The following is a 16257-nucleotide window of genomic DNA, read 5'->3' on the forward strand; positions in this document are numbered from 1 at the left end:
TTATTGTGAGTGATTATAAAAGAAATAGGATTGAGCTTCTTAAAAGAAAAAATAGAAGAAACTATTTGATAAAACAACTTTCGGATATTGTGACAGTATCTGAAGAATCATTAATGGGAATAGAAAAAAATGACTTATTTTGCAAATCAGTATTCAATAAGCTATCTACATTAAAGAGTGTTATAAGCATAAAAGAGGGTAGTTATCAGAATAATATTAATAGTTCAATTAAACTTTTAAATAGTATTTTTGAGAAAAATAACATTCATATACACTCTGGTAGGATATTGTTTTTTAGAGATGGAGAGATAGAAGCAGTTGAATTAAATATGGAAGAACTATATAGAAATTTGGAAGAAATATTGGAAAAAGTGAAGTTTACCTCAGGTTATGGTGATTTTATTTTGGTTTCTGATGATTTGGCATTTGGAATATGTATAGAAAGAACTGAATATCAGTATGAGTTTTATAGTTGGTAGAATTTTACAGTAAAGTTAAGATCTTAATTGGCAAAGTGCCTTTTAAGGTTTTATCTTAGTATAATTAATTTTTTTGTGGAGTCCTTCACATAATATTTATGAGATGAAGGAATGAAAAGGTATTTGGTTAATATGGTGGGAACGAATTATAATTGACTACTCATAAAGGCTATACCATTATGGAATATTAAAATAACAGTTTAAGTTAAGAAGAATATAACGAGATCGGGCGAAATGACATGTTTAAAGGCGAGGAAGACAACTACTGGTGCTTGAATAACAAGTACGATATAACGCAAGCACATTGGTTTTACGTAACACTTGTCAAAACCATAAAAAGATGTCATAATATCAATCAACAAACTTCAAAATTTAAACAAAATTTAAAATGACTTTATACACTTGAAAGCACTTGATTGCCAGCTATTGGCGACGAGTGCTTTTTTGTTTATATCTATGAAATTGAACATGATTATGGGTATATGCAGTAAGAGTGAAATGAGTATAAGATGACAACGTGTAATTTGTCAAAAAACAACGAGCTTTGGTTGTGCTGGCGTAAGAAAAGGAAGCGAAGACAATTACTATGCGAATAAGGATTTTATACGAAAACGACAAAGATAGTGGTTTTTAACAGGAGAAGAGGAAGAAGTTTATTTTGACTTTTACGGAGTGACAAAAATAAGGGTTGTATTTTAATTAGAGACGGTCGTAAAATACTCGTTATTCGTTAAAACGTTACATAAATTTTAATTAGCGTTGAATAGGCTACACTTAGTTGGACAATAAAAATAAGGGCTAGTAGAATAAACACAATAAGTGAGGAGCGAATCTACTATGTCCAAAAAAAGAAGAACGTTTACCACAGAGTTTAAGAAGCAAGTGGTTGCTTTATATGAGGGTGGAAAAAGTCGTCAAGATATTGTACGTGAATATGAATTAACAGCTTCTGCTTTAGACAGATGGATTACTCAATTTCAACAGTCTGGTTCGTTCAAAGAGAAAGATAATCGAAGCCCTGAGGAACAAGAATTGATTGAGTTAAGAAAAAGAAATAAACAGTTAGAAATGGAAGTTGATATTTTAAAGCAAGCCGCGCTGATCATGGAACGAAAATAGAAGTGATTCAGAAAAATCGACACCTCTATTCGGTATCAGCAATGTGCGAAGTCCTACAAATAGCTCGAAGTACTTTTTATTATGGAGCTGAAATAGCGGTTCAAAAAGAACAAGAAAAAGCTAAAGAAGAAGAATTAAAAGAAAAAATAATAAAGATCTTTAACGAAAACCGTAAAGTATATGGAACTCGCAAGATTAAAGGAAAGCTTTTAAAAGCTGGTTACAAGGTATCTAGACGCCGTATTGGTAGACTAATGGAAGAGCTTGGAATTCAATCAAAGTATGCACAGCCATCTTACAAGCCAATGAGTTCCCTCCCCAATGAAGACTCCGTTGGAAACGTGTTAGATCGGGAATTTGAAGTAGATGAAGAGATGACTGTACTGGTCAGTGACTTAACGTACGTCAAAGTAGGCCAGCATTGGAACTACGTCTGTTTTTTAATTGACTTATATAATAGAGCAATAGTTGGTTATAGTGTTGGAAAACGCAAAGACGCAGCTTTAGTTCAACGTGCTTTCGCAACGGTTAAGCAGCCATTAGAGAATGTGAAGCTCCTTCATACAGATCGCAGATCTGAGTTTAAAAACGTGAACATTGATGAATTATTAAGTAAATATCAGATTGAACGCTCTTTGAGCCATAAAGGAAATCCATATGATAATGCGGTGGCAGAAGCAACATTTAAGATCTTAAAAACTGAATTAATAAACGGAGCTCACTTTAGCACCCTTAACCAGCTTGATCTTGAACTTTTTGATTATATCAATTGGTACAATAATATCCGTTCGCACAGTACACTTGGCTATCTAAGTCCAGTAGAATATAGAAACTTAGCCCTTAAAAAGATTGTTTGATTTAGTGTTGACATACCAGCGTAACGGGAGGGTGAAGGATTGAATGTTGTAGGGTATATATGAGTCTCGACTGAAGGGCAAGGGAAAGACGGAGATAGCTTTGGATATAAAGAAGAAATAAAAGCTTATTGAGATAAAAAATAGATGGAATTTCTATTTTATTTAAATTATCTCGAATTCGAGTCTTCTTAAATCAGGCGCGATTGTTGAAGATACCTTAGATTTTTAAACGACTTTATTATTATATTTTTTAGTGTAGAGAAGTATCTTACATCAAAAATTAAACAACAATATTTTTAACCCCGTCCTTACTTAGACGGGGTTATGTTTGTTTGGGGTTTTAAAATTAAATAACTTTATTGTCACTTTACACTACGATGAAAAATGGACAGTCCCATGCCTCCTATGAATATGATAATCGAGGCAATCAACAGATCGAAATCATCAAAAAAGAAATCGACGGGGCTATGAAAGACGTAACAACAAATTACTCCTATGACCTTGCGAATCAACTAACAGCAGTGGAGACCATTACGCCAGGAAAAGAGACAACGACGCTCAAAAATGTTTATAATGGAGATGGACAACGGATTCGTCGTGATGCCAATGGATTAGTAACGAAATACCTTTACCATGATGACGCAATTCTGTATACGACCGACAACAACAACGGAAAAACAACGGAAAACATCCTGAACCCGACCGGAATGATTGTTGCCTCCAAACGATTTGAAGGTGGACATGCCAATAACCACTTCTTCTACCAATATGACATACGAGGTAGTGTTACGAATGTTGTCGACTCGGATGCCAAACGCGTCAAGGGGTATGAATACGATGACTTTGGAAAACCAAAAGAAGTAGGCGACAAAACCATTGAAAACGATGTGAAATTTACCGGAGCCGTTCATGACGCCTCAACCGGTCTACATTATATGAACGCGCGCTACTATAATTCCGATACAGGCCGTTTTCTGTCGCAAGATACGTATAGTGGATCTCCTAATGACCCATGGACGCAGCATTTATATACGTACACGTCGAATAATCCGGTCAACTACACCGATCCCACGGGACATTACGCAGTAAACGTTGAGGGGACACAAAGACAACTTCCGACCGGGAGAATTATTACTGAGCCCAAACCAAGCAATACCATAAGTCCAGGTTCTCAGGATCGACCAACAACTAAATCGTCGACGAAGAAAGCAACCTCATCGGAATCAAAAAAATCAAGTTTCTTTGGCTCATTGCAAAAAGGCCTAGACTTTTTAGGGAATGCACCTGGACCTATAGGAGCCGTTGCCGATGGTATCAACGCCTTAGCATATGCCGCCCAAGGAGACTTTAAAAATGCAGCATTAAGTGGAGTTGCTGTGTTACCTGGTGGAAGTTTAGTTAAAAATGGGATTAAGGCTGGAAGAGGTTTAAGGTTTGCTGCTAAGGGTAAGGGTAATGATGGTTTAAAACTAGATTTGCAGTTCTTTGGAAGAAGTGAAAAACTTCAGCCTGATAAAACCGCTACTGGAAGTCATACTGTATTTCAACGACATGGAGAAACAGGAGCAATAAAGAAATATCAAACTTTTCAGCCTCAAACAAATCCAAAAAATCCTACTCCGTGGGAGTCTGTAAAAAGATTTGATACTGGAGGAGGTTCACATTTTAATACAGTTCTCAAACGTGAAGTGCCAACTCCACATGTTCATGACCCATTGTCTCCTGGGGGGGTAAGAGCACCTTATAATTGGGAAATTCCAAGAGTGAAATAATGGAGGTATGATATGGATACTCTAAGTAAAATACAAAATTGGTTTACCAAGCAGTGTAATGGGGATTGGGAGCATGGATATGGTATTAATATATCTACTTTAGATAACCCAGGTTGGGCAGTAAAGATTAATCTTATTCAAACAAATCTAGAAGAAATAGAGATAAGTACAGTAGACATAAAAAGAAATGAAAATGATTGGATTTACTGTGAGGTTAAAAATGAGATGTTTTTCGGGTACGGTGGCTCAGGCAATTTAACTGAGATATTAGAAGTATTTTTAAAGATTAGTGAAGACAATAATTAGTATTCTGTATTCTCTGTAAAATATTGTTAGAAACCTTGATTGGCTTATTGCTTTTCAAGGTTTCTTTTTTATGAGGGGCTACCTAGTGCCGAATAAATCGCATTTTATACAGAGAATAAGGCTAATTCTCGTAAGCCCTATATGATGTTTTCATAAATTACTTGGTACGTCCACCATTCACATTAAAATGAATAACCTATTTACTGCTGTTTCATTTCAGTAAATGACCTTATTATCATCAGTTACGACCATATCCATCTTCATACACTCTACCTTTGTTTTCCCCCTGCCTTTTAAATTTTCCGCAACTTTGACGTACATAGAACGATTACTAAAGCGAGAGGACTACTCCACCTCGATTAACTCCTGAATATCGATGTCTAACACCTTGCATACTGTTTCTAATGTTGTTAGATACACTCTATTTACATTGTCTGAACAAAGATGGCTTATGGTATTTTGGTAATCAGAAGAAGAATTAATGGATTATGCAAGATTGAAGAAGCACTTGAAAGCCTGGAAAGACTTTAATAAGAAAGTTGGTAACCCAAATGCGGTTGGAATTTTTCATGAAACGTACTTGATTAAACCGAACCAATTCGAATCATTCTATGGAAATATGCCGAAATTTGGATTAGCAAAAGCATTAGGGATTAATCCAGTAACTCCCTCTTCTAAAACGGCCCGGCAACGTCTCAGAAATATCAGATGAGTGAACATAACTAGGTTTCTACAAGTCTTCTGAGAAGCGGATCTTAAACCCTGTACAATCATAGGCGCCAGATAGCATAATAGAGTTGATAAAGGAATAAATAGTCTGATTTTTATAGAAAATCAGACTGCAAACAAATATTTCAATTTTTCGCCAAATAACACTTACAGCTGTTTGTCTTAATTCCCTCTATTATTCTTAGATTTTGAAGGGTTGCCGATTGTATTCCTAAAGCAGTTTTGAACTATGCTGAAATTAGGAAGAGTTTTTGGAGAAATGTACTTTATTTAGCGACCTTTTTAGCTGAAAGGAAATAGGAAGTGTGAAAAACATACGGCCATAATAAAAGAGCAAATGAGAAGAAAGTATCATAAATATTTTCTTCTCATTTGCTCCATTTTTATCATGGGTCCATTCAAATTAAGAAATTTATTGCCCCTTTTTTCTACGAACAGTTATTGTTTCACCTGCGATGCCCCAATTATCAGTGTCCACTTCGTCTATTACTACCACAGTTGTGTTAGGATTTTTTCCTAAGACATCGACAAGTAATTGTGTTGCGCCTTTAATGAGGGCAGCTTTTTGTTCTGGAGTTACATCTTCTTTTGTAATTTTAATATTTACGTAGGGCACGACTATTCCTTCTTTCAATTAGGCTCTTTTCGTATACAATGTGGCTATTTCATCTGATTTTTGATTAAATCGCCCATTTCACTGTTGATTTCCATTAAAAATAGACGAAATGATGCCCGAAACAAATCTATATCAACGTTTATAGACTGGTACGAAAAGCAACAAACTTTGCGAAAACAGCCTTCAATTATATTTTAATGGAGAAGATTTCCTTTCTGGGACAGGGTCGTACCGAATGCCGCTTCCAAGTAACACGGCTCCAATGAATACTACACTAGCGGCGCCTATCAAAGCAGAATGATAACTTTGCGTATAAGAAGTTAGGATTCCGGCAATTGTTGGTCCAATCATCTGGCCAACCGCATAAATAGCTGTAAGATAACCAATTATTTGACTGCTATTTATTGGATTCATTAGGCGAGCTAATGTTGTAGCTAATGTGGTAATCCCCATAAAAGTAACCCCAAATAATAGGGCACTAATTATTAAACTGGTTTGAGACAACCAGAAGACAGGTAAGACTATACCAATGGCTTGTAGGGTCATTGAAAATACTAATGATTTAACAAACCCCCATCTTTTAGCAAGTGATGACCAAAGAATACAGGATGGAATGGCACCTAATCCAACAACCATCCAAACAAACGTAGCGTCACCACTAAAGGTGGAAGTCTTTTCGGCAATTGATACAATAAATGTCCCTGTTACAATGTAACCTAACCCTTCAAGCCCATACCCGGTAATTAACCATGGAAGCCACTTGGGGGGAGGGACTTGTGTAACAACTACTATTTCATCCTTTTTCTTTACCGAGTTTGAGGAATCTTTGAGCCACAACCATACGAAAATTGTAAGAACGACACTAACCATTGCCAGGCCGATCCATACACCTTCCCATTCAAAGAAATAGTTTAACTTCGGGATGAAGAGTGTTGAGAAAAAAATACCGAAGCCCACCCCTGAATAAAACAAGCCCACCCAATTTGTTTTACCTGTAACTGCCAGCTTATCTAGTACAATACTAGAAGCTACAACAAAAATGAATGCACTTGCCACTCCAGAAATAAACCGAAATGCAAGCATCAGACTCAAAGAGTGAGAAATCCCCATACTGAACGTTGTCATAATGATTATCATCAAACTTATCCGCAAATAAATGGTTTTATGCTTTTTCAGAGGGAGAATCCCTGTCAAAATCGCACCAACGAAATAGCCCGCGTAATTGCTTGATGCAAGGTAACCCGCTACTGCATCAGAAAACGAAAGAGCGTTTTGCATCAATGGAAGAATAGGGGTATAAGCAAATCTTCCAATTCCCATCGCAATCATTAATGAAAAAATTCCCCCCATCAGAAAGAAAAAAGGACTTTTGTTCAATTTTTCACCCCTAAATAAAATAATCAATACTTCAAATTTTATCTTATCTGTTTTTGGCTATATAGTATAATACTAATTATCGATATAGAGGTATCAGTTTTTTATATAGCAAAAGGAGGAAGTGAGCATGTCCTTGGATTTACAAGCATTATTATTTTTTCAAACTGTTGCAAAGTTAGGCAGTATTTCAAAAGCAGCGAGAGAACTAAACTATGCCCAATCAAATCTAACAGCAAAAATTCAGAAACTGGAATCGGATCTTCAAACACAACTATTCTATCGACATAATCGGGGGACGACACTTACGGATAAAGGTCATGTACTACTTTCGTTTTCAATCGAAATAATTCAGTTAGTAGATGAGGCTAAAATCGCCATAAGTGAGGATCAAACACCTAAAGGTCCCTTAGTAATTGGGTCTATGGAAACTACGGCTGCAGTCCGTTTACCAGCATTACTTTCAAAGTTTCATTTTGAGTATCCTGCAGTGGATCTTATATTAAAAACAGGACCAACAGCACAAAATGTTCAAGATGTTTTACAGTATGAACAAGATGGCGCATTTGTTGCGGGCCCGATTGAACATCCGGACCTAAATTATAAAACAGTAATAGAAGAAGAATTAGTGCTTATAACGAGTGTGTCCCATCAACCTCTATCTTCTTTTAAAGAAATACAAAATCGAACAATATTAGTATTCCGTAATGGTTGTTCGTATCGAGCGAGATTTGAAGAATGGTTACAGTATGAAGGAGTTATTCCGGAAAAAATCATGGAACTCGGTACACTTGATGGTATTATCGGTTGTGTATCTGCGGGGTTAGGAATTAGCTTACTTCCTCGTAGTGTCGTCGGGAAATATGAAAAAGAAGGCCACCTCGAACAACAATCTATTCCAAGTCAATTCGGAAATGTCAAAACGCTTTTCATTTACCGGAAAGAAAAATATATGTCGCCTGCTTTGAAAGAATTTATTGATATGTCCTGTAATGAGACACTATTAGGGAATTATACAAGATTGGTTTAAATTCAATTTTTAAACGATTTTCCTTAAAATTGCGCCACTGCGGAAGAATGTACGGAAAAATGATCGCAATTTTTTATAAGGCTGTTTTCGCAAAGTTTGTGGCTTTTCGTACCTGTGTATCATTTAAAATATAGCTTTATTTCGAGTATCACTTCATCTTTTGTTGGTATAATTCAACAGTGAAATGAACGATGTAATCAAAAATCAAATGAAATAACCAAAATGTATATTGAAAGAACCTTTTATAAAACCAATCTAAAGTTTATAGAAGAAAAAACCTTGAAAAATGCCAGAGGAACCGTCCAACTGATATCCAACTGATATATAATAGTAATATAGAAAAGAAAGATACATAATCTAATCATAGAGGAACGAGAAAGGAGGATGAATATGGAAGTGTCCCCTGCCGGTTTTTTAATTAGATTGGGAGCAATTCTGTTAGACTCATTATTTATTAATCTGCCTTTAATATTACTTGTGGGTTATGTAACAGGGGAATATTCAGACGAAAATCCTTGGGTCAATTTGCTGTTTTTACTGTATTCCGTTTCGGTTCCAATCATCTGGACAGGGTATACGGTCGGGAAGAGAATAGCGGGCATTAGGATAGTAAAAATGGATGGAAGTAACGTTCATCTAGGTACGATGTTAATGAGAACGCTTGTTTCTACATTGGTATATGGTTTGACATTGGGCATAGGCATCATTGTGAGTGCCTTTATGATCGGACTACGAGAAGATAAGCGATCGATTCATGATTTCATTGCCGGTACGTATGTTACCTATGCCCGCCCCGAAGAGCTGAAATAATTAAGAGGTTGCAGTCTCTAGATTGCAGCCATTTTTTAATCCTAGGTACTTACATAATTTCTGTACGAAAACAAAGCTGCTTTTTCGTCTCTTACTAGATTGAATCCTCCATTTCACTATTCATTTCCATTAACATAGACGAAACGATGCCCGAAACAAAGCTATATCATAGATGATCAACTGATGCGAAAAGCCACAATCTTTGCGAAAACTGCCTTTAACAAAGCAACATCAAAAAGAAAAGCTTCTTCGCTATTTAGTATTTAGTCTAAAATCTTGTATAGCTGTCCATACTAGGTAGAAACTACGAAAATACCTAGGGGCTGATGGTGTTATGGAAGATTTCCAAGAAGATTTTAATGTATTCGAAGCTGCTTTAGAGATACCTGAACCATGGTACGTTTTTCATTATGAGTTGGCAAAAGAAGAAAAAGCACTTCACATTTACCTTGAATACAGAAAAGGTGCTGAGTTTACATGTCCTAACTGTGGCTCTTCAGGGTGTAGGGTTCATGGTATTCAAGATCAGGATCGAACATGGAGGCATCTTGATTTTTGGCAATACCAAACAACTCTGCATGCAAGAATGCCGAGGGTTAGATGTGAATCATGTGGAAAAATACGTACTGTTAATATTGATTGGGCACGCCCAGGCGCCGGGTTTTCTATGTTATTTGAATACCATGTGCTGTCATTGATGGTTGAAATGCCAATTGCCGCAGTTGCTCGCAAAGTTGGCGAACACGATACCCGCCTTTGGCGAGTCTTTAAATACTACGTTGATAAAGCAGTTGAAAAAATGGATGTATCAAATGTAAAGAGTGTAGCCATGGACGAAACTTCTCGTAAAAGGGGGCATAAATACGTGACATTATTTGTTGACGCGGATACCAAACGAGTCATTTTTGTTACGACTGGAAAAGGAACAAGTGTGTTGCGGGACTTCTGTCAATTCCTTGATAGTAAGGGGGTTCCTTGCTCCCAAATCAAAGATTTCTGTTGTGATATGTCTCCATCGTTCATTTCAGGTATTGAAGAAATTTTCCCGGAAGCATCGATTACATTTGATAAATTTCATGTGATAAAAATGGTCAACGAAGCAGTAGACAACGTCCGAAGGCAAGAACAAGCCAACCAACCCGAACTAAAGAATTCACGGTATGTATGGCTTAAAAATCAAGAAAATTTTACAGAAAAGCAAAAGAATAAATATGTCAAATTAAAGGATATGGATTTAGCAACAGGTCGTGCATACCGCATGAAATTGGGACTGCAAAAAATGTTTACCAGATCAGCCGGTATCTCAGAATTATACTTTGATGAGTGGTGTAGCTGGGCAACTCGATCCCAATTGGAACCAATGATTAAGTTGACCAAATCTCTAAAAAGGCATAAAACCGGCATCTTAAGATGGTTTAAAACAAAAATGACCAACGGACTCCTTGAGGGGATAAACAGTTTAGTACAGGCTGCCAAAAGAAAAGCTCGTGGATATCGATCTCCCGAAAACTTTATAGCGATGATTTACGCCACGGTAAACAAGATGGACTTGATCATGAGGGAATAAAGTATTGTTATTCTTTCGTTTGTCTCAAACAAAAAAAGAATAAGTAACAATTTGAGCCGTTCATCGCTCAGAACCGAACTCGTTACCTTGTCCATGGATAAGCATGTCCATTCATTGGGGGTGTTATTCATGTAACAGGTGGTGAATGCAGAGCGAGCAATTGAACTCATTCCCTTGTCCGCTTTTGGGTTTTGACCTTGGTAGTAGCTAAGGCACAACACTATTAAATCCTAGAAATGAAAAGAGTCTCGTAAATTGTTTTTTCAACACTAAATAGCGAAGAGCCAAAGAAAAAAGTAAGTTCAAACTGTATAGCTAATGAAAAATATGCCAATTCACTAATTTACAAAAATACTAAATAATGAGATAATAGTGAAAATCGGAGGGGGGAAGTAAGTTTATGGAACCAACAAATTGCTAATTATTAATTTTAGTTAAATTAATAGGGATTTTGTACAGAGCATTAATTTTACCTAGTGGATATAGGTTTATTTACTGTGCTCTTTATGGAATCAGGCAATTTTGAAGGTAACTTACTTACTTGACTCACTATTATCATTTATTGGATATGATTCATCCTCACCAGTGCGGAGTATAGATGCATGTTTTTCGGCTTTTTTCGTGCATGGTTTTTTCAGGATTTTCATTTCGTGAATTGGATAATTAATGGAGTATAAGACGGTAAGAAGAGTGATCTTTCTATCGTCTTTTTTGTTTTGTTCCGGCTATTATCAGAAATCGGTTAATAATGAATATAGTAATGAAGCTCTTCTTTATGCCGTCCATAAAAAAGTACAGCTAACAATATGGATGAAAGAAGGAAATCGTATGCTTGAATTATCAATGAATGGTGTAAAAAAATACATGGAAGCGACTCTTGTTCTTGAAAATATTACATTTGAGGTGTTTACGGGAGAGAAGGTTGGGATTGTCGGTGTCAATGGTAGCGGGAAAAGTACGGTCTTGAAACTAATTGCGGGGATTGAGCCGATGAATTATTATCCTGGCTATCCACAAACCTCCAGCTATGGTTATGATGAAGGTTTTGTGAATGTGCGGAAGGATGCCGCTTTGGCGTTCCTTGAACAGATGCCTCAATTTCCGGAAGGGCTGAAGGTCAGCGATGTGTTGAATCTAGCCTTTGAGGAGGTTCACCAAATAGAGAGACAGATGCGTGAAATTGAGAGAGAAATGGAGACTCTTGAGGGGAATGAATTGGACAAAATCTTGGAAAAGTACAGCCAGCTGGTTCAGCTTCTTGAAATAAAAGGCGGCTATGGAATCGAAGAGAAATTAGGCAGAATTTGTACGGGGTTGAAGTTTGATAGTACTTTTTTAGACAGAGAGTTTGATTTCTTAAGCGGCGGGGAGAAAACGAGAGTCATGCTCGGGAAGCTGCTGATTCATGCACCAGACATATTGCTTCTGGATGAGCCCACGAATCATCTCGATATGGAATCAATCGAATGGCTAGAAAGTTATCTGAAGGGCTACAAAGGAATTGCCCTCATTGTCTCCCATGATCGTTATTTTCTTGATCAGGTCGTGACTAAGATCGTCGAAATAGAAGCTATGGAATCGAAGACCTATAAGGGGAATTATTCTTCTTTTGTCCATCAAAAAGAAGAAAATATGCGAATTCAATATGAGCACTTCAGGGAGCAACAAAGGAAGATTGGTGGCATGGAAAAGACTGTAACGAATTTGAGAGATTGGGCGATGCGGGCAGATAATAACAAGTTTTTTAGAAGAGCGGCCAGCATTCAAAAAAAGCTGGAGAAACTAGATCGAATCGATAAGCCGTTATTTGAAAAACGGAATATGCGGCTTGATTTCAAAGCGGAACAGCGGTCGGGGAATGAAACCATCAAAGCCATCGGATTATCAAAAAGCTATCAAGATCAGGTGATTTTTCACGACTCTGATTTACTGATTCATTTTGGTGAACGAGTAGGAATGATCGGTCCAAATGGCAGCGGGAAAACGACCTTCCTGAAAATGCTGCTTGGAGAAGAGCAGCCTGACTATGGAGTAGTGGAAATAGGCGCAAATGTCATTCCCGCGTATTTGCCTCAGAAGATTGTGTTTCACGATGAAGAGCTGACAGTACTTGAATGCTTCAGGGAGGATATCTCAATCCTAGAAGGGAAAGCGAGGGAATACCTTGCTAAATATATGTTTTACAAAAATAGTGTCTTCAAGAAAGTAAAGCATTTGTCAGGGGGAGAAAGGATCAGACTAAAGCTAGCCATGCTATTATTCCAGGACATCAACTTACTCATTCTGGATGAGCCGACTAACCATTTAGATATCGATTCCACCGAAACCCTTGAAGAAGCACTTGAAGACTTTAAAGGAACCATCTTTTTGATTTCCCATGATCGTTATTTTATCAACAAAATCGGGGAAAGAGTGGTGGCGGTCGAGGATTGTCGCTTCAAAAGCTATCCCGGCAGTTACGATGAGTATAAACATGCAATTGAGAATGCGAAAAACCTGCCGGAGATAAAAAAGACTATGGTGCAGGAGATGAATAGAAGGGGAAAATCAGAAAATCCCAAGAAAGATGAGGCCAAAGTGCTGGAGAGGATTGAAGCACTCGAAAAGAAAATCAGAGAGTTTGATGCCTCGATGACAGCAGCAGAATTGGAATATGAAGAGTTGAATCAGTTGTTTGGCGAAAAGGAAGATCTCGTAAAAGAGCTGGATTCGATGATGGAGTTATGGATGGGGTTTTCTTAATAATGAAAGGGGACGGATGCTGGTTAATCCGTCCCCTTGCTTTATTTTGACTCTTTTCATATACATTGTTGCTATTCAGTTTAATTTCAGTTGGAATCCTCCATTTTGTTGGTGATTCACATTAAAAATAAACGAAAAGATGCCCAGAAAAGCATTTCACCATTTATAGACTGGTATGAAAAGCAACAAACTTCTACGGAATTTCCCTTATTCACCATTTGGGTAATCGCAATATTCAATGAGGGTACCTTCCGTATCAGCAGGATTTAAATAAATCAGTCTTCTGCCATGTTTGTTTATCCGGAGGCTATCCGGTAAAGTGCGTATTCCTTGTTGTTCCAGTTCTATTAAAGCAAGATCTAAGTCATCTACCCGATACGCGATATGATGTACACCTTTTCCTTTTTGCTTGATAAATCGAGCGATGGGGGAAGTGTCATTATTGGTGGGGGCCAATAGTTCAGTTCTGGCTTCATTCACCTCCATGATCGCAATTTCGCTTTCGACGCCCTTGGCATCACTTCTGTACCGATCAATCAGTTTCGCACCAAGTACATTTTCATAAAAGTGAATGGCATCTTCAAGGCTTCGAACAGCCACGCCGATATGGTCGATTGTCTTTTTCATGATTATTCTCCTTAGTGGCTTGGTATGTGTATCTTATCATATTTTATCTATATAATTTGACCTGAAGATTTTCTTTTTGATTTAGCTTTACTAACTTGTGCTGTTGGTTTCTGCGGGATGAGAGGTAAGCTTCCTCAAGGATAGGTCCGTTAAGTTTGAGCAAAAGGTTGTTTTTCACATAAAATGTAGCTTTCGGATTGGAATAAAACCCTTGACTTGTATGACTTCATGCTTTTTTAAAAATGAGAAATGTTTCATTTATACAAAAAATAGGAATTTAAACGAAAAACCTTATTGCCTTTTTTGTGCCAGTAGCAACAAAATATACGAACATAGCCTAACAAAACCATGGATTTAGAAGAATGTTCATCTATCTCTCGTTGAAGGCATGTACGCCTTCAAACCATGCATAGCCATCTGCATGGAAAGACGTTCAACCAAAGGATTACCACTTTCAATCCATCTACCGCAGTACATTTTCATGCATTCAAAAAAGCAACGGTGTTTATCCGACTGGAAACCTTATGCTGAATGAACTTGGAAAATCCCTGGAATTAACTGTTCTGAATGTATTCTATAGTTCAATTTATAAAGCTAAAAATGCATGAATTTACACTTAATCATCAAGAAAAGAAAGAGGACACTTTGATCAACTATTTTCAAAATGCCTTCTTTCTATTCTTGATAATAGTAGTTTTTATATCATCCATTATTCCAAACCAACAGCTGATCATTCATAAAGACTGCATGAATAATTCACTTTTCAAAAGTCAATTCAATCGAAAAATGCAATCGTCTTTTCAATTCCTGTCGCTAAACTAACTTTTGGCTCCCAATGTAGCGCTTGTTTGGCTTTATCGTGGTTCAGTTGACTATGGAAGATATCGCCGTCTCTCATTGGTTCGAACGCAGGTGTTAGACTAGAGTGGAGTAGCTGTGTGATTAGTGTGTGGAGTTGAAGGATAGAGGTAGCTGAGGTGGTGCCAATATTTAAGATTTCATTCTCTCCGTGGTGGAGGGCGAGTAGGTTGGCATTTGCAATATCTTCGACAAAAACAAAATCTCTTGTTTGGAGCCCATCTCCGTAAATAGTGGGTGATTTTCCTTCAAGGATGTTGTTGATGAAGATGCTAATCACACCACCTTCTCCGTCTGATTTTTGGCGAGGACCATAGACATTGGCATAGCGCAAAATAGTGTATGGCAGCTTATAGAGCTTTTCAAATAGCTGAATATACGATTCCGATACTAATTTTGACGTTCCGTAGAAGGAAATCGGCTGGGTTAAGGTCTTTTCATGAATGGGATTGTCGCTCGTTTCTCCATAGACTGCGCTAGAAGAGGAGAAGATGATTTTTTTGACATCATACTTGATGCAATAGCTTAGTAGCTTGATTGTTCCAAGTACATTGATTGCCGCATCTTCTGTTGGATCAGCAATAGATTTAGTGATACTAATTTGAGCCGCCATATGGATCACAATTTCTGGTTGTTCTTTTTTAAAAACTTTCTCCACTTTATTTGATAATAAATCGGTCCGATAAACGGTTACATGATGAGGAAGATTAACTAGTTTGCTATTGGATAAATCATCTAATACGACCGGTGTATGACCTTCTTTTAATAATGCTTCTACCACATGTGAGCCGATAAAGCCTGCTCCTCCGGTTACTAATATTTTCAAGATCTATCAAGAAGGGTATTTTCGCTCATAATAAGTCTCCTTTCTTTTTTTTAGGTATTTTTCGTTTTAATAGTATTTCGTTTTTTTCGGTCTATATATTGCTTCAAAAAAACAATTTTCTTTCGAAACGCTCTTTTCGTACACAGTGTGGCTACCTTAGCTGATTTTTGATTACATCCTCCATTTTCCTGTTGATCTTCATCAAAAATAGACGGAAAACACTCCGAAACAAAGCAATAATACAGGTTTTACACTGCTACGAAAAGCGACAAAGGTTGCTAAATCCGCCTATTTCTTAAACATTCGAAAAAAGCTGGAATTAAGCTATTTTCACGTAAGAACGTGGAATACTTCGCGAATTCTTAAAGGTAATTTGCTCCGAACAAAGCAATGCAATTTCAATAGGCTCTTTTTATACGAAAATGGGTTTTGATGCTGATTTTGACACAAAAAAGCACCCTCCCTAAAATGGAATGACCATTTTTAAAGATTGGCTATGGCACCATTACTTGATTTAAGCTGGTTTTGATTTTTGGATATCTACC

14 protein-coding genes are annotated in these 16257 nt (G+C 37.1%); 9 read left to right on the forward strand and 5 right to left on the reverse strand.

All coding sequences use genetic code 11. From position 1 onward, the window contains the following. Positions 1-5: 5 nt before the first annotated feature. The 4 genes from U8D43_RS18350 to U8D43_RS18365 all read left to right on the forward strand — a co-directional run bounded on the left by U8D43_RS18350 (position 6) and on the right by U8D43_RS18365 (position 4533). Positions 6-479: a YxiF family protein gene (locus U8D43_RS18350; RefSeq protein WP_335872621.1), complete on the forward strand. Its 474-nt coding sequence runs from the start codon at positions 6-8 to the stop codon at positions 477-479. An 837-nt stretch (positions 480-1316) separates the two neighbouring features. Further along, positions 1317-2455 (forward strand): IS3 family transposase gene (locus U8D43_RS18355; RefSeq protein WP_335872622.1). Its coding sequence is split into 2 segments (ribosomal slippage): positions 1317-1563 and positions 1563-2455, totalling 1140 coding nucleotides; the frame shifts between segments, so codons are not numbered across the junction. Between the two features lie 359 nt (positions 2456-2814). Then, the gene (locus tag U8D43_RS18360) at positions 2815-4227 is read left to right on the forward strand and encodes an RHS repeat-associated core domain-containing protein (protein WP_335872623.1); all 1413 of its coding nucleotides are present in this window, start codon (positions 2815-2817) and stop codon (positions 4225-4227) included. 12 nt (positions 4228-4239) lie between these two features. Next, positions 4240-4533, forward strand: coding sequence for an immunity 53 family protein (locus U8D43_RS18365; protein ID WP_335872624.1), 294 nt, complete (start codon positions 4240-4242; stop codon positions 4531-4533). Positions 4534-4878: 345 nt separating this feature from the next. Here U8D43_RS18365 and U8D43_RS21110 read toward each other — a convergent pair whose 3' ends face one another. Beyond that, positions 4879-5016, reverse strand: a complete 138-nt coding sequence (locus U8D43_RS21110) for a helix-turn-helix domain-containing protein (protein ID WP_442893635.1) — start codon at positions 5014-5016, stop codon at positions 4879-4881. On the opposite strand from U8D43_RS21110, the gene U8D43_RS18370 reads away from it, so the two are divergent. After that, a complete protein-coding gene (locus U8D43_RS18370; RefSeq protein ID WP_335872625.1) occupies positions 5015-5245 on the forward strand; it encodes a monooxygenase family protein in 231 nt (76 codons plus the stop codon). The genes U8D43_RS21110 and U8D43_RS18370 overlap by 2 nt on opposite strands. 429 nt (positions 5246-5674) lie before the next feature. On the opposite strand, the gene U8D43_RS18375 is transcribed toward U8D43_RS18370, so the two are convergent. Next, positions 5675-5878, reverse strand: a complete 204-nt coding sequence (locus U8D43_RS18375) for a tautomerase family protein (protein WP_335872626.1) — start codon at positions 5876-5878, stop codon at positions 5675-5677. Positions 5879-6061: 183 nt separating this feature from the next. After that, a complete protein-coding gene (locus U8D43_RS18380; protein WP_335872627.1) occupies positions 6062-7255 on the reverse strand; it encodes a YbfB/YjiJ family MFS transporter in 1194 nt (397 codons plus the stop codon). 133 nt (positions 7256-7388) lie between these two features. On the opposite strand from U8D43_RS18380, the gene U8D43_RS18385 reads away from it, so the two are divergent. The 4 genes from U8D43_RS18385 to abc-f all read left to right on the forward strand — a co-directional run bounded on the left by U8D43_RS18385 (position 7389) and on the right by abc-f (position 13401). Then, on the forward strand, positions 7389-8282 hold the full coding sequence (locus U8D43_RS18385; protein ID WP_335872633.1) for a LysR family transcriptional regulator: 894 nt from the start codon (positions 7389-7391) through the stop codon (positions 8280-8282). A 390-nt stretch (positions 8283-8672) separates the two neighbouring features. Beyond that, positions 8673-9092, forward strand: coding sequence for an RDD family protein (locus U8D43_RS18390; RefSeq protein WP_442893634.1), 420 nt, complete (start codon positions 8673-8675; stop codon positions 9090-9092). A 334-nt stretch (positions 9093-9426) separates the two neighbouring features. Next, positions 9427-10659, forward strand: coding sequence for an ISL3 family transposase (locus U8D43_RS18395; protein ID WP_335872629.1), 1233 nt, complete (start codon positions 9427-9429; stop codon positions 10657-10659). Between the two features lie 666 nt (positions 10660-11325). After that, positions 11326-13401 (forward strand): ribosomal protection-like ABC-F family protein, encoded by a 2076-nt coding sequence (gene abc-f / locus U8D43_RS18400; RefSeq protein ID WP_335872630.1) that lies wholly within the window; start codon positions 11326-11328, stop codon positions 13399-13401. A 207-nt stretch (positions 13402-13608) separates the two neighbouring features. On the opposite strand, the gene mce is transcribed toward abc-f, so the two are convergent. Together mce and U8D43_RS18410 are read right to left on the reverse strand one after the other, a co-directional pair. Further along, positions 13609-14028, reverse strand: coding sequence for a methylmalonyl-CoA epimerase (gene mce, locus U8D43_RS18405; RefSeq protein WP_335872631.1), 420 nt, complete (start codon positions 14026-14028; stop codon positions 13609-13611). Positions 14029-14803: 775 nt separating this feature from the next. Continuing rightward, a complete protein-coding gene (locus tag U8D43_RS18410) occupies positions 14804-15712 on the reverse strand; it encodes an NAD-dependent epimerase/dehydratase family protein (RefSeq protein ID WP_335872632.1) in 909 nt (302 codons plus the stop codon). Positions 15713-16257: the final 545 nt, after the last annotated feature.

The sequence above is a fragment of the Bacillus sp. 2205SS5-2 genome (assembly GCF_037024155.1).
Taxonomy (GTDB): domain Bacteria; phylum Bacillota; class Bacilli; order Bacillales; family Bacillaceae_K; genus Bacillus_CI.